General features: G+C 39.8%; 17 protein-coding genes. 9 read left to right on the forward strand and 8 right to left on the reverse strand.

Translation table 11 applies throughout. From position 1 onward, the window contains the following. Positions 1-73: 73 nt before the first annotated feature. Both corA and AOG27_RS05040 read right to left on the reverse strand, forming a co-directional pair. Positions 74-1030, reverse strand: a complete 957-nt coding sequence (corA, locus tag AOG27_RS05035) for a magnesium/cobalt transporter CorA (RefSeq protein ID WP_054551888.1) — start codon at positions 1028-1030, stop codon at positions 74-76. 86 nt (positions 1031-1116) lie between these two features. Further along, positions 1117-1890: a GGDEF domain-containing protein gene (locus AOG27_RS05040; RefSeq protein WP_082389195.1), complete on the reverse strand. Its 774-nt coding sequence runs from the start codon at positions 1888-1890 to the stop codon at positions 1117-1119. Positions 1891-2071: 181 nt separating this feature from the next. Between AOG27_RS05040 and AOG27_RS05045 the strand changes: the two genes are divergently transcribed. From AOG27_RS05045 to AOG27_RS05070, 6 genes are all read left to right on the forward strand, one after another. After that, complete coding sequence (locus tag AOG27_RS05045; RefSeq protein ID WP_054551890.1) at positions 2072-2881, forward strand: heme/hemin ABC transporter substrate-binding protein; 810 nt, start codon at positions 2072-2074, stop codon at positions 2879-2881. Further along, entirely contained in the window at positions 2878-3936 is a 1059-nt protein-coding gene (locus tag AOG27_RS05050; protein WP_054551891.1) for a FecCD family ABC transporter permease, read from the forward strand. The genes AOG27_RS05045 and AOG27_RS05050 overlap by 4 nt, the downstream gene beginning before the upstream one ends. Further along, entirely contained in the window at positions 3929-4717 is a 789-nt protein-coding gene (locus AOG27_RS05055; protein WP_054551892.1) for a heme ABC transporter ATP-binding protein, read from the forward strand. The genes AOG27_RS05050 and AOG27_RS05055 overlap by 8 nt, the downstream gene beginning before the upstream one ends. Next, positions 4714-5436 carry a HugZ family protein gene (locus tag AOG27_RS05060; RefSeq protein WP_054551893.1) on the forward strand — a complete coding sequence of 241 codons (723 nt, stop codon included), beginning with the start codon at positions 4714-4716 and terminating at the stop codon, positions 5434-5436. The genes AOG27_RS05055 and AOG27_RS05060 overlap by 4 nt, the downstream gene beginning before the upstream one ends. Positions 5437-5460: 24 nt before the next feature. Then, positions 5461-5901 carry an azurin gene (gene azu / locus AOG27_RS05065; RefSeq protein WP_054551894.1) on the forward strand — a complete coding sequence of 147 codons (441 nt, stop codon included), beginning with the start codon at positions 5461-5463 and terminating at the stop codon, positions 5899-5901. A 216-nt stretch (positions 5902-6117) separates the two neighbouring features. Next, positions 6118-6768, forward strand: coding sequence for a tellurite resistance TerB family protein (locus AOG27_RS05070; protein WP_054551895.1), 651 nt, complete (start codon positions 6118-6120; stop codon positions 6766-6768). A 204-nt stretch (positions 6769-6972) separates the two neighbouring features. On the opposite strand, the gene AOG27_RS05075 is transcribed toward AOG27_RS05070, so the two are convergent. Then, complete coding sequence (locus AOG27_RS05075; protein ID WP_054551896.1) at positions 6973-7200, reverse strand: hypothetical protein; 228 nt, start codon at positions 7198-7200, stop codon at positions 6973-6975. A 91-nt stretch (positions 7201-7291) separates the two neighbouring features. Beyond that, entirely contained in the window at positions 7292-7540 is a 249-nt protein-coding gene (locus AOG27_RS05080) for a hypothetical protein (protein WP_054551897.1), read from the reverse strand. A 157-nt stretch (positions 7541-7697) separates the two neighbouring features. Between AOG27_RS05080 and AOG27_RS05085 the strand changes: the two genes are divergently transcribed. Both AOG27_RS05085 and AOG27_RS05090 read left to right on the forward strand, forming a co-directional pair. Continuing rightward, positions 7698-8144, forward strand: coding sequence for a carboxymuconolactone decarboxylase family protein (locus AOG27_RS05085; RefSeq protein WP_054551898.1), 447 nt, complete (start codon positions 7698-7700; stop codon positions 8142-8144). Next, complete coding sequence (locus AOG27_RS05090) at positions 8137-8907, forward strand: AraC family transcriptional regulator (protein WP_054551899.1); 771 nt, start codon at positions 8137-8139, stop codon at positions 8905-8907. Before AOG27_RS05085 ends, AOG27_RS05090 begins: the two co-directional genes overlap by 8 nt. Here the strand turns inward: AOG27_RS05090 and AOG27_RS05095 are convergent. Genes AOG27_RS05095 through AOG27_RS05105 form a run of 3 tightly spaced genes read right to left on the reverse strand, consistent with a single transcriptional unit; the run spans position 8904 to position 10518 of the window. Further along, positions 8904-9110, reverse strand: a complete 207-nt coding sequence (locus tag AOG27_RS05095; protein ID WP_054551900.1) for a helix-turn-helix domain-containing protein — start codon at positions 9108-9110, stop codon at positions 8904-8906. The two genes, AOG27_RS05090 and AOG27_RS05095, sit on opposite strands and share 4 nt — an antisense overlap. Beyond that, on the reverse strand, positions 9110-9667 hold the full coding sequence (locus AOG27_RS05100; RefSeq protein WP_054551901.1) for a DUF2975 domain-containing protein: 558 nt from the start codon (positions 9665-9667) through the stop codon (positions 9110-9112). The genes AOG27_RS05095 and AOG27_RS05100 overlap by 1 nt, the downstream gene beginning before the upstream one ends. Then, the gene (locus tag AOG27_RS05105) at positions 9664-10518 is read right to left on the reverse strand and encodes an alpha/beta hydrolase (RefSeq protein ID WP_222938019.1); all 855 of its coding nucleotides are present in this window, start codon (positions 10516-10518) and stop codon (positions 9664-9666) included. Before AOG27_RS05105 ends, AOG27_RS05100 begins: the two co-directional genes overlap by 4 nt. A gap of 264 nt (positions 10519-10782) precedes the next feature. Here AOG27_RS05105 and AOG27_RS05110 point away from each other — a divergent pair, with 264 nt between their 5' ends. Beyond that, positions 10783-11931, forward strand: coding sequence for a hypothetical protein (locus AOG27_RS05110; RefSeq protein WP_054551903.1), 1149 nt, complete (start codon positions 10783-10785; stop codon positions 11929-11931). Positions 11932-11988: 57 nt separating this feature from the next. Here the strand turns inward: AOG27_RS05110 and AOG27_RS05115 are convergent, their stop codons facing one another. After that, a complete protein-coding gene (locus AOG27_RS05115; RefSeq protein WP_152967110.1) occupies positions 11989-13575 on the reverse strand; it encodes an RICIN domain-containing protein in 1587 nt (528 codons plus the stop codon). Positions 13576-13658 lie beyond the last annotated feature (83 nt).

Here is a 13658-nt window from a genome sequence, read left to right on the forward strand (position 1 = left end):
ATTTAAAGGTTAAACCCCCTAGGTCTATCCGAAGACCCCTTGCCCAGCATTTGCTGGGCTTTTTTATGCTTTGTTACAACCAACCTTTATGTTTAAAGAACAAGTAAGGTGCAAAGCCAGACAGCAACATAATGCCAATTGCAAACGGGTAACCCCATGCCCATTGCAGTTCAGGCATACTGTTAAAATTCATCCCATAAATACTGGCGACAACGGTTGGAGGTAAAAACACCACTGAGGCGATAGAGAAGGTTTTGATAATTTGGTTTTGTTCGATGTTAATAAAACCCTGAGTCGAGTCCATTAAGAAATTCACCTTATCAAACAAAAATGTACAGTGAGACATAAGGGTATCAATATCGAGCACAATTTCACGTAGTGATTCGCGGTCTTCTGTCGGCGCTCCTAGGTGGCGCAGTAAAAACGAAATATTCCGGCGCGTATCCATCAAACATAAACGCACCTTACCGTTATTATCTTCAAGGCGAGAAATTCGGCTAACGGCTTCTTCTAAGTCAGAGTCATCCTCTTCAAGTACATAGGCACTGAGTTTTTCTAACTGATGATGCATGTCTTCAAGCATATCAGCGTGGTTTTCGACTTTTTGGTCAAATAAAGTCACCAAAAGTTGCTTTGGATTATCACAAGCCACTTGCCCTTTCCGAGCACGTAGTCGTAATAGACGAAAATCGGCTAGTTCATCATCGCGGATTGTCAGCAAACAGTTGTCTTGTAACAAACAAGCTACGGTTACCGTGTTAAAGCGCCCTTCGTTTGGTGACATGAAAAGCGCATGCACATGCAAGCCTTCATGGTCGATAAAACAACGGGAAGAGGCCTCGATTTCTTCAACATCATCAGCGCCGGGTAAGGTGATATTAAGGGTGCTTGCCAGCGCTTGTCGTTCTTCTTCAGTCGGATTTATAGTATCAATCCAATGGGCATTCTTAATAGCGGTTGCAAGAGGCATATCAGCAGCTGGCTCTGTTTCTGTGATCACACCTTGGTCTATAGAAAAAAATCGTAACATGCGCCCTACTTAAAAAATAAAATTATTTAAAGAATTTAGATGTTTCAAAGACAAACAATATATCAGTGTTTTTATGGAGCAAGCCATTAAAATAGCTTGGCAAATGCAAGCTGGTTTCGCCCAGATGATTTAGCACTATACAGTGCATTATCAGCTCTTTTCATTAACGATATTAAGTTTTCTTCATGAGGACGGTCCCAATCAGCTACCCCTAAACTAACTGTAATCTTTAGCGGTTGCTCAGCGTAATTAATTGTCATCTTTGCGACAGATTTACGGAGCAATTCTAGCTTCTGTTTTGCCTCTACCACTCGCGTGTTTACCAAAATTAGAGCAAACTCTTCGCCCCCTAAACGACCTAGTAAATCCTCTTGCCTTAAAGTTTTCTTGACTAGGTTTGCAAAACTTACCAATACCTCATCTCCAGCAGCATGACCGTATGTATCATTAATTTTTTTGAAGTGATCTAAGTCTAAATAAGCAAATACAACTGGTTGATTATTACTTTGACACATTTGCAATAGTTCATTCCCTTGAGCTAGAAACTCTCGACGAGATAGCAATCCTGTTAAATGATCATACATTGCTAGTTTTCGATGTGTTTCCTCTAATTTTTGAACTTTAATCATCAAACCACTAATAGACCATGAAACGATTGGTGCAGTAACTGCAGGAGCAATTGTCGCTATAATAAAAATGATAGGCATCATTTCTGTCCCTGTAGCAAGAAGAATCAAGAAAGTAATCAGTAAAGAAATTGCAATACTAATCACAGTAATAAAAAGCATCCTAAGCCAACGGCTTTTTTCTCTTTCTCGATAATCCATTAAAGTTCGTTCTGTTTCATAAAAACGCCTCATGCAAGCCTCCCGCCCTCAAAGTAATAGATGATCGAGTATAATCTAAATTTCATCCAACAAGACTAGCACAAAGAGTTGAACTACGAAGTTACACCCCCAAACACATATTGATTGTGATAACTATTTTCATTTGCATTTAATTAATTATAATAGGGCTACTATCATTCAAGTGAGTGCAAATATGAAATACTTAAGCGTCATGTTATTACTGCTTTCAAGCTCAGTCTTCGCTGAGCAACGAATAGTAAGTGCCGGAGGAACATTAACAGAAATTATATTCGCGTTAGGTCAGCAGCAAGAGCTAGTAGGTGTTGATCAATCGAGTATGTATCCAAAAGCGGCCACAGAGTTACCTCAGGTTGGGTATTACCGCGATCTTGCTGCGGAAGGTGTACTTTCTTTACGCCCAACGGCACTTTTTGCACTTGAAGGAACTGGCAGACCTGAAGTATTGAAACAAATCAGTTCGACTGGTGTAACGTTAAAAACCTACCCTAAGCCAGACTCTATCAGTGAGCTAAATAGCTTAATTACTAATTTAGGTAATGAATTAGGTGCGCAAGAGCAAGCACGTGCTTTAAATCAAAAAATCCAAAATAGCTTACCTGAAAAATCTTCGCTTACTGGTAAAAAAGCACTTTTTCTATTATCGGCCAATGATAGAGGCTTAGTTGCTGCCGGTACTGATACCGTGCCGCAAATGTTGTTTGAATATACTGGAATTAAAAACTTAGCGCAGACTCACTCAGGCTTTAAACCATTAAATAGAGAGATCCTTGCCGTAGAGCAACCCGATTTTATTATTGCACCTGCTCATGTCGTTTACTCATTAGGTGGTAAAGATGCATTTTGTAAGCTGCCCGCTTTATCTTTATTAAAAGCAGCACAAAACTGTAAGTTACTGGTTATGGATAGTTTATTATCATTGGGGTTAACACCAAGAATAGCGATTGCCATTGAGCAAGTTAGTGAATATCGCAATAAGCTATGAACGGTTCAATTACTTTACCAATAGTGCTAAGAACAAGGCTTTTTCCTAATAAATGGATAGTCCTTTGCGTTCTGAGTATTGCCGCCTTATCTTTACTAAGTATTGGTTTTGGCCCCGCCGGCTGGGACTGGCGTTTAGCTATTGCTTGGCTTGCGCCAGAGCACTTTACACAGTTTGACCCGTTACAAATTAATGTTGTTACGCAAATTCGTTTACCACGTTTTATGTTAGCTGTAATGATTGGTTTAGTGCTGGCTCAAACAGGAACGGCGACTCAAGCCCTGTGCCGTAATCCACTTGCCGACCCATCTATTATTGGTATTAGTTCAGGCGCTGCAGTTATTGCAGTGGCATTTATCGCACTGGGTGCGAAATTTGATTTTCAAGCCGATAAATATTTACCTTATGCCGCATTTTTAGGTGCATTGGCTGTCACGCTTTTTGTTTACCTGATCGCTAAACAGGCCGGTCAAGTTAATGTGACGACCTTGATTTTGGTCGGTGTAGCAGTAAACGCTCTTGCCTTTGCATTAATAGGGTTATTAAGTTTTTATGCTGATGACAGTGCGCTGAGGTTAATAAACTATTGGACTATGGGCTCACTTGGCGGTGCTACGTGGGCTAATTTAAATCAAGCATTACCACTGCTACTTATCAGTGCAATTGGCCTGTGGTATTTAAAAGAACCAATGAATTGTTTACTGCTAGGTGAATCACAAGCTCAGTATTTAGGAATAAACACGCAAACTCTTAAATTTCAAATCATTATTTTAGTTGCATTAGGTGTGGGAGCAAGTGTCGCAATGACAGGCTTAATCGGGTTTGTTGGTTTGGTTGTTCCGCATATTGCAAGGCTTATGGTGGGTCCCCATTTACGGGTTATGATGCCTTTGTGTATGTTGCTTGGCATTATCGTTTTATTACTCTCTGATTGGCTCGCACGCACATTAGTCATGCCAGCAGAACTTCCTATTGGGATTATCACCGCCCTACTTGGTGCGCCTTTGTTTATCTACCTTATTTTAAAAAGTAAGCAAGGAGGCGCAATTGCTTAGTTTTAATCACTTAAGTGTTAATTACGGCGAAAAAGCCATCTTGCAAGATTTAACTGGTGAGATTAAAGCAGGTCAATGTGTGGGCTTAATTGGTGAAAATGGAGCTGGAAAATCCACCTTGCTCCACACTCTAGCCGGAAGTCATCCTTATCAAGGTGAAATACTGCTCCACAACCACCCCTTAGCAAAATTTAGCCAAGCTAAACTGGCCCATCAACGTGCCGTTGTTATGCAGTCTCAGCAGCTAGGTTTTGCATTCACAGTGCAAGAGCTTGTCGCAATGGGGCGCTACTCTTACAAAGAAACAACGCAGCACTGTGCTAAAAAAGTAGCTCAATACATTGATTTTATGGAGCTGGGTCACTTGAGAGATCGTCGTGCCACGGCTTTATCGGGCGGCGAGTTACAACGAGTGAGTATGGCGCGTTGTTTAGCGCAACTCGATGCATTTAGTGATGATGCTCAGCCGAAGCTCATGTTATTAGATGAGCCAACTTCAGCGCTCGATATGCGCCTCCAGCATGCTTTATTGGGTTGTGTTAACAAGTTTGTTGAGCAAGGCAATGCCGCCATTATTGCAATCCACGACTTAAATTTAGCAAGTCTTTATACCAGCGACATTATTATGTTGCATCAAAAACACATTTTGGCGTCTGGCAGAACATCAGATGTCCTCACTGAACATAATTTAAAACACATTTACGCCATGCCTTTGTATGTTAAGTCACATCCACTGCATGACGCCCCAATGATTTATTCTCAACGTCAGGAGTTTTCATGAGAACACAAGCCGTCAACGACGCCAAGCAATTGGTATACAAAAAAAATAGCGGAGTAATGTCTACCCTTTCATATAATTTACGCGGCTATCCATTTGGCTCTGTAACTCCTTACATGTGTGATGAGCAAGGAAAACTGTATTTTTTTATCAGCGATATTGCTCAACACACTAAAAACCTAGTTCACGACAAGCGCATGAGCCTAACAATATTTGATGCAGCGCAAACAGGCGATCAAAACGAACATGGTCGAGTAACCATCGTGGGTGATGGCTCATTAGTTCCAGCAGAAAATGCTGAAGTATTACTCAACAAATATATTGCTTTATACCCAGAAGCTGACTCTTATCGTAGCGCTCATGACTTTAACTTATGGCAATTAGACCCTGTTCGCATTCGCTATATAGGCGGCTTTGGCAAGATTTTTTGGATTGAAAAAGATGAATGGCTTACATCAGAAAAAGCATGGGATGACAACCAAGAGCTGCATATGATCAATCATATGAACGAAGACCACAAAGATGCAATGTCCTTAATTCTAAACCATCACTACCATGTTGACGACACAGCACCAGTAATGAATGGTTTGCTACCGCAAGGCTGCTACATCAGAAGCCATAACAAGAACTACTACATCCCTTTTAATGAGGTATGTGATAACCCTCAAGCAGTACGAAAAGCACTTGTTCAACTAACTAAAGATGCACGTGCCACTGTGTAAATATGTTCATTTAAGGAGAATACCATGAAGAAAATTTTAGGCTCTATTTTGTTTATTCTTGCAGCTTCAGCAAATGCTAATGAATGTGAACTAACAATTGAATCAAACGATATGATGCAGTTTTCAACTAAGTCATTAACTGCCCCAAAAAGCTGTAAAGAAGTGACGGTAACACTAAAACATACTGGCAAATTACCAAAAAATGCCATGGGCCATAACTGGGTGCTTTCTAAACAAGCAGATATTCCAGATATCGCCAGCGATGGCATGGGCGCAGGGCTTGACAAAAATTACCTAAAAGAAGGTGATAGCCGTGTACTTGCTGCAACTAAAATTATAGGGGGTGGCGAACAAACCAGCGTAACCTTCGCAAGCAACCTTTTAAAAGAGGGCGAAAATTATGCATTTTTCTGCTCATACCCTGGTCACTACGCAATTATGCAAGGGACGTTTACCTTAATTTAAACCTTATATTTTCACCAATAGATAGCCAGCTAGTTTGCTGGCTTTCTTGACTTAAGTTAATCCCTATTCACCCCAATTGCAGGTTTTAATATTGCCGATAGAATACCCAATAAAAATATACCACCAATTGTTAACTGATGTGTTTTGTAACATTTATCTCGTTTCCTTTTGATTTTAAATCACCTAATCTGGGCACATATCTGCAAGGAGAGAACAATGAAAGACTTACAAAAATTAGTGGGTAATTTAAATAAATCAGGCGCGCTGAATGGCTTTTTGGGTGGAGTTGCCGGCGGTGGGCTAACGAGCTTGATGGGCAGAAAAAGTAAAAAGAGCAGTAAAAAAGCCGTTAAATACGGAGCATTGGCTGCTGTAGGTGGTCTTGCCTGGAAAGCCTATAAACAATATTCAGAGCAAAAATCAGCCCCAGTTCAGCAAACTAGTTCACGTGGTTTTGATTTTACTCCCGCCACGCTGCCTGAGCAGTCATTCACTGATGCAATCGACGATAATCACAGTGATGGGCAATTATTACTCATGCGCGCTATGATTGCAGCTGCCTATGCTGATGGCCACATTGATGAAACCGAAAGACAAAAAATCTTCGCACAAGTAGAAACAATGCAATTGTCAGTGCAAGAAAAAGCCATGCTGTTTGATGAGCTAAGAAAACCAATGCAACTATCAGAGTTAGTTGCCGCTGTGCCAAACGCACAAATGGGTATTGAAGTATATGCAGCCAGTGCCAGTGCAATTGATTTGAACCAAACAGTTTCTAAACACTACTTAGACACATTGGCCAATCAGTTATGCATTCCTAGCGAACTGGTAATGAGTATTCATAGAGAACTTAACACTATTAGCTAAACCATTAACATTATTAGTTATTAGATACAAAAGAACGCCAGCAAAAATTAAACTTAGTTCTGTTTATATGGATATTTTGCAAGTGACGTACAGCAGCGTCATCGCACAAAATAAAATATCAAAATACAATCAAAAAAAATGGCCACAATTAACATGTGGCCATTGAAACGCTAAAATACTATAGAGCTTATTGCAGCCACTAATTCATTTTATTGTATTAGTGCTATTTCTTTGAATATCACGAATCCCTTGCTTACCTTCTTTTTCCAAAGCAGCAATTTGTTCTGGTGTACGACACACGCGAGTAGCAATATTGCTGCCAGTCGGTTTTTCCATTTTACAAATTAAGCCATCGTTACTTGCTTGTTCTTTACCTGAGTTTGCGCATCCAGATAAAACTAAACCAACCAAGGCCAACATTAAAAACCTCATAAACAAACTTCCTTTTAAAACTAACTAAAACTAATAGATAATCATGAAAACGAGCCGCCACTATAGCAATTCATTATCAACATGAAAAACGCTAATGTGCTTTTTTAGTCCCATAACGGATCATATCTTTACCGTTTTCATAAACATCATTACTTACGTAACGACCCAATAGCAGCTTATGACTATCATCAAGCACCGCAACAAATGGGCGACCATCACTATTGTTTGTAGCAAGTGCAACTCCGGCTACGTTCTCAAGCCCTAAACCGCCATTTTCAACTAGGCGTAAAAACGTTTCTAACTCATCTAATGTTTCAATTACATCGTTATCGTTAATCATCTCAAATACTCAGTGTTGCAAATGCGCGTAGCATAGCAGGATTCAAAATAAGGTGCTAATTGGCGTGTCTAAGAAACTCTATAAAATGTCGTTTTTTTGCAATATTAAACAATGCATAAGCACTAAGCTCGTTGAAAATATTATTTAAGGATCATTTATGAAACGAGCTAACTATTTTTCTTTACAACCACTGCTAATAAAGCACCTAATGGAACAAGAGCAACTTATAAAACAGGCTGCCGAAACGACTTTCAGCTTAAAAACATGGGAGCTTATTAAATTAAGAGTGTCGCAACTTAATCAATGTGCTTTTTGTATTGCGATGCACACACAACAAGCAAAAGACTATGGTGAAACTACGAACCGTATTATTGGTTTATGTGCTTGGAAAGATATGCCCTTTTACACTAACCAAGAACAACTTGCGCTAACTTTGTCAGAAAAATTGACACAAGCACAGCCAATTGATGATACTTTCTACCAATCGCTAGTTAAAGAATTTACAGACGAAGGGTTAGTCGCTCTCACAATCGCTATTAATGCCATTAATAGTTGGAACCGTATTGTGAAAATATTTAAACCTGAAGTGGAGTTTAATGAGTAACCACCTTACCTTAGAACTGATGACCCCTAAAGGTGATATTGCCCAAAGTATTCAAGCTATTTGGTTTGCCAAGGCAAATTTTCAAGGGGAGCAATGGCTTGCTTGTGACGGAGCTACAGGTGTTATATTTCCTGTTGCAGGTGAGCTACTGCTTGATGACCATCAGTTGCTCCCCCCTTATGCATTCCAACAAACATCTACACATGCTTCTAAACTTACTTTTTCAGAAAATGCTGTGTTCTGTGGTATTCGTTTTAACCCGACCGTATTACCTGAACTTGAACGCTCTGCACACCCTATCGTCGCAAAGAGCTCATTAAATGCTATAGCAAAAACCTTGCAACAGAGTGCCAACCTCGAAAAGTTTGTGACCTTGGTCAAATCGTATTTCACTAGCCAGCACAGATTAAATCAACATAATAAACACTCAAAACATTTAATCCGTAATCTCATTGAGTTAACGCCTCTCGAAACGGCTTATCAGCGTGCCCCACTGAGTCAACGTCAACTTGAAAGGCAGGTTAAGGAGCAATGTGGTGTCACACCTAAATATTTTGAACGTATTTACCGAGTAAAACTGGCTAAACAAGCAATTAAGGAGAACCCTGAGCAAAGCTTTGCAGATATTGCTGTAGAGTGTGGCTTTACCGATCAGCCCCATTTAATCAAAGAGTTCAAAGCAATAATGCACGTCACCCCGGCAAAATACCGCAAGTTATTAAAAGACGCTCAAACTAAACAAACAAAACTCATTTTGCGTTAGTCATCTTCAAAACGCAGAATATCACCTGGCTGACAACCTAAGTGCTTACAAATTGCATCTAAGGTTGTAAAGCGTACAGCTTTAGCTCGCCCAGCCCTAAGAACGGATAAGTTTTGTGGCGTAATACCTATCGCTTCAGCTAATTCTGTAGATTTCATTTTTCGCTTAGCTAACACAACATCTAAATCAATAATAATCGCCATTAAATCACTAACTCTTGCTCTTCTTGTAGTTGCTGTGCTTGGCCCATAATCCAACCAATAACATAAATAATCAACCCCACCACTAAACCTATAATATCAGTATCTTGTATCGTCACGACTCTTCCCATATCAGTTCCTGTTGCAAAATTAAGAAGAGTTATAAGTAGTGATGGATAGCAGACAACTAGTGCAAATTGCGCTAATAATACGCCACCTAACCATTTAAAACATTGGATATTTTCAATAGTGAAAAAAGATCCACATCGGTAAAGCAGAAATAACCGAATCAAAATTATATTGATAAGAAAAAACGGCAGCAATTGCACAAGACCCAGCCATAAAACACTATCAAAGCCATGCTCACCCAATGTCTGAGCGATTCCTTGCCAAGATCCACTGACTTCAAGGCCAATCCACAAATGCGCACCGTTACTTTGCGTAAAACTTAACACATCACTGTCACTGAAAAGGACAATAATGCTTGTTACTAACAAACTAATAAGCGTAAAAAGTAGCAAGCTTAGGATCAGCGTACTCATCCACACTATTTTTTTCATGACGATTTACTCAGTGTTATTTGTTTTAAAAGTTGCTCATAGTGAGTCGCTAACTGCTTACCTGTCAACGCATTTGAATGATGCTTACCTTTTGCAATGTAAAGCTGCTTTTGCTGAGATTTTGCATGTTGATATAAATCTTCCGCTAACTCAGGTGGCGTTTGTGTGTCTTTTTCACCGGTGATTATTAATAGCGGTGCTTGGTAAACTTGTAATACTTTTAAATTATCAACTTGATTAATCTCTTCACTAAATTCAACACTAACAAACGGTTTAGCAAACCACGGAATTCGTGCTGCTGTCATCTGCTCAACATTTGTCACACTGCCTTCGAGTACGAGAGCATCGACGTTGCGCTGACTGGCAACATAACCTGCGATCATACTTCCTAAAGAATGACCATGGATCACCACAGGCAAAGTACTTAGATCAGCTCTGCCTTTCACATAATCAAACACCAGTAATGCATCAGCTTTTAGGTTAGCCACACTGGGTACTCCAGAACTCAGCCCATAACCGCGATGGTCCATCATTAGAATATTTACCTGAAAAGGTAAAAGTAGCTTGGCAGGATCCCCGCCTGCGGCACTAACGCGAAACTGGTTGCCACCAAAGTAAATAACTGTTGCGCGTGCATCTGCAACTTTAATTAGGGTGCCTTTAAGAGTGATGCCTTCATCGGTGGATAAAGTAACTTCTTGCTTTTTAGCTGTCGCATCAACATTTTGTATTTCCCGCATCGTTATTTTTTTATCCGGATACAAAAAGTGAGACTCCTCAACTTTAATTGTCGTACAACCAGTTAATAACAACACAATCAGCGAAACGATTGCTATAGAACCAAATTTCATTTTCACGATCCTTCTAGTAAAAAAACTAATATGGCACTGAAAAAGTTAAAAAACAAACCAAAATTACCGAAAAACGATAATTAATTAACCCATATCGAACATTTAAAGTCCTTCCTTTGAGGTAAAGTATTGAGCAAAAGCGCTATCTCTGTTCATTCATTATTTCTCTAATTCTGTTTTGAGCGATTTTATTTGCGCTCAGCTTTTATCCATAGGATAGTTAACTCAAGCCTACAAAACCTGCTGTAACTAAATAGGATAATCATGAAAAAAGTTTTACTTGCCACTAGCTTAATCGCCTCGTCATTTACTGCATTTGCAGCCAATTTAACCGTTGAAGAACTGCGTATTGAAAAAGCCAGCAAAGCCATGCCAAAGGTGTTGAGTGCTTTTTCTGATGAAGTAAATCAATTTGAAAAACAATGGCAAGCTGCCACCAGTTATCAGCAAGCAAGTGACCTTATTGATGATTACGCCAAACAATTATGGCGCGATGCCAAAGCGCGTATAATTAAAACCAACAGCTTCGACGACCGAGAGCTGTATTGGGCACGTTTACTTTCAAGCAAGATTATTCGCACCAGCAAACCTCAGTTTGCAATGACCGACAGTGAACAAACCGCGTTATTAACCATGCTTGAAAATGGCAGCCGAGGCCGAACCGACCTTGATTACAGTAAAAAAACCGATAAACGCATTTTAATTACAGGTTTTGATCCGTTCCTTTTAGATAGAAATATTAATCAAAGTAACCCATCAGGTGTTGCGGCATTATTACTTGATGGCCAAGTGATTAATTACAATGGCATTAGCGCTGAGATCAATACGGTAATGGTGCCAGTACGCTACGAAGACTTTGACCAAGGTATTATCGAATCATTACTTGCGCCCTATTACGCACTTAACAATGTCGATATGATTGCCACTATCAGTATGGGCAGCAAAGACTTTGATCTTGAACGCTTCCCGGGTAAACGCCGTAGTGTAACGGCACCCGATAACGCCAATATTGTGTATGGCGGCACAGCCACTGCACCGAAAATTTCGAGCCTAAACGACCGCCCTCTTCCGGGCAATGAGTTTGTCACTTTTAGCTTACCAGTTAAGCAGATGCAAAAAGCCAAAGGGCCATTCCCAATCAACGACAATCATAAAGTCGTTACGCTTGAAAAAGCATTTGAGCCACAATCTCTTAAAGAATTAGAAGGTGCGATTGCTGTCAAAGGTGGTGGTGGCGGCTACTTATCAAATGAAATTTCGTATCGTAGTATTCGACTGCGTGATGAGCTTAATTCAGACATCCCTACAGGGCATATTCACACCCCACGTATTCAGCAATTTGAGCCCGAGACAGAAGCTAAAATTGTTAAGCAAATTAAAGCGATGCTGGAGCAAAGCTTAGTTGCAATTTAAAACGTTAAGCTCAGCTATTTAGTAATAGCTGAGCTTTTTCCAACTCACAATAAGTATTTATTGTGGGCCTGTTCCGCCATTCACTTTACTGCCCAAAGAATTTGGATCATCTAATCGATATGGATAGCGTTGAACATCACCAAATACCGCTGCTCCGCTATCACGATATTGATCAGTTGCTGATCTTCCAGTGTAAACATTTCCTGAGGCACTAAAATAACCCGAGCCTTGATTCCAGTGCGGTTTTGCTGAATTTTCAAAGTAATTGTTTTCTACTAAAACCTCAGCGCCATTACCTGCACTAATTGAGAAGTAAGTAATGTTCTTCCAGTAATTATTAAACATATGCACACGTGAATTATAGCCATCGACTTTAGGATTTCGCCCTGCTGCTGTATCCCAAAAATTGTGATGCGCTGTTATTTGAGAGTTTCTGAATAAATGAGTATACCAATGCTGGTTAGCGCAAACTTGCGTGTTATGCCCGTAAAAACGATTCCAACTTAAAGTAACGTTTTGACTATTGTCTACATCAATATATCCATCACTTATTTTATTAAATGCCATGTGATCAACCCATACATGACTACTATCATCTATTGAAATAGCATCACCAGCTTCAACAAGCGCAGGGTTAATATCCTCAAGCATAATGTTCTTAATAATAATATTTCGCTGCTTGCTAATAACGAGGCTGGCACCAATTATTTTCGAATTTTTACCTAACCCTTGCAGCGTTTTATTTGATTGCACAATAATACGTCTATCATTGCGGGTAACATTCACGGTTGAGTTTGAGCTACTTCCCAACTCACTACAGCTTTGATTACCAACAGGTATTCTGTACCAAGTTTTACCGTAATCACCCCATTGGCCACAATCAAGTGGGCAAGCTGGCACCGTTCTATTGGCGGTTCTACAATCAATCACGGTGTTATCTGGAACCTGAATAACCGCAGCAGAGCCAGAACTCAACGCCGTACTTAAATCATCACAGCTATATACTGTGATGGCTGTGTTATTCCCACCACCGGTCGTTGTGCTCAATCCATCTTGGCCTGCTTGAGATGCAAAGCCTATTAAGTCACTAGGAGTGGTTCCTGTAGTCCCACAGTCGCCATTTACTGGATTAATAAACCATCTTTGTGAACTGATCCCAGCATCATCATTTTGATAAACATTTGCAGTATTATTTGAGCCTGCAACTGTCAAAGATTTACCGGTTAACTTATTAACGATATTGAAGCCGCCCGATGAAGATGCTTTTAACAACCAACGTTGATTTGCTCCTTGCCAATCATCATAAGCAATTATATTTGCACCATTTGATTGCGATGAGTTCAACACATCAAGAACTTTATTATTAAATTTAGAGCGAATAATCCAATAGCCATCTGCTTCTTGAATAAGCTGAAACTTTTGGTTATTTCCACCCCAGTATTCGTAGCTAATAATATTCGGGGCTGAGCTAGAATCACTGGTATTTACATCAAGTGCAAGGCCAGACCCCCTATTAATTACAGAGTATACATTGCCAGATTCTGGCATAGCACTACATTCTCGTGCCTGTAAGGTATGTTGAGTAAAGCACAAAAGTACTATTAATGTTTTCACTAACAACTTAGTTGAGCTGTAAATCTTCAAGACTATCTTCCTTAACTATTTATAATATTAAATTACCTATAAAGATAGACTACCTGCATGTACCCAAAAACACAATTAATGTT

It is taken from the genome of Pseudoalteromonas lipolytica, assembly GCF_001306915.1.
Taxonomy (GTDB): Bacteria; Pseudomonadota; Gammaproteobacteria; order Enterobacterales; family Alteromonadaceae; genus Pseudoalteromonas; species Pseudoalteromonas simplex.

Bases quoted from the DNA above. Each gene is read 5' to 3' on its own strand.
- corA (WP_054551888.1), bottom strand. From the start codon at position 1,030: ATGTTACGATTTTTTTCTATAGACCAAGGTGTGATCACAGAAACAGAG.
- AOG27_RS05070 (WP_054551895.1), top strand. From the start codon at position 6,118: ATGAAAGACTTACAAAAATTAGTGGGTAATTTAAATAAATCAGGCGCG.
- AOG27_RS05105 (WP_222938019.1), bottom strand. From the start codon at position 10,518: ATGAAATTTGGTTCTATAGCAATCGTTTCGCTGATTGTGTTGTTATTA.
- AOG27_RS05050 (WP_054551891.1), top strand. From the start codon at position 2,878: ATGAACGGTTCAATTACTTTACCAATAGTGCTAAGAACAAGGCTTTTT.
- AOG27_RS05100 (WP_054551901.1), bottom strand. From the start codon at position 9,667: ATGAAAAAAATAGTGTGGATGAGTACGCTGATCCTAAGCTTGCTACTT.
- AOG27_RS05085 (WP_054551898.1), top strand. From the start codon at position 7,698: ATGAAACGAGCTAACTATTTTTCTTTACAACCACTGCTAATAAAGCAC.
- AOG27_RS05110 (WP_054551903.1), top strand. From the start codon at position 10,783: ATGAAAAAAGTTTTACTTGCCACTAGCTTAATCGCCTCGTCATTTACT.
- AOG27_RS05040 (WP_082389195.1), bottom strand. From the start codon at position 1,890: ATGAGGCGTTTTTATGAAACAGAACGAACTTTAATGGATTATCGAGAA.
- AOG27_RS05090 (WP_054551899.1), top strand. From the start codon at position 8,137: ATGAGTAACCACCTTACCTTAGAACTGATGACCCCTAAAGGTGATATT.
- AOG27_RS05075 (WP_054551896.1), bottom strand. From the start codon at position 7,200: ATGAGGTTTTTAATGTTGGCCTTGGTTGGTTTAGTTTTATCTGGATGC.
- AOG27_RS05080 (WP_054551897.1), bottom strand. From the start codon at position 7,540: ATGATTAACGATAACGATGTAATTGAAACATTAGATGAGTTAGAAACG.
- AOG27_RS05095 (WP_054551900.1), bottom strand. From the start codon at position 9,110: ATGGCGATTATTATTGATTTAGATGTTGTGTTAGCTAAGCGAAAAATG.
- azu (WP_054551894.1), top strand. From the start codon at position 5,461: ATGAAGAAAATTTTAGGCTCTATTTTGTTTATTCTTGCAGCTTCAGCA.
- AOG27_RS05060 (WP_054551893.1), top strand. From the start codon at position 4,714: ATGAGAACACAAGCCGTCAACGACGCCAAGCAATTGGTATACAAAAAA.
- AOG27_RS05045 (WP_054551890.1), top strand. From the start codon at position 2,072: ATGAAATACTTAAGCGTCATGTTATTACTGCTTTCAAGCTCAGTCTTC.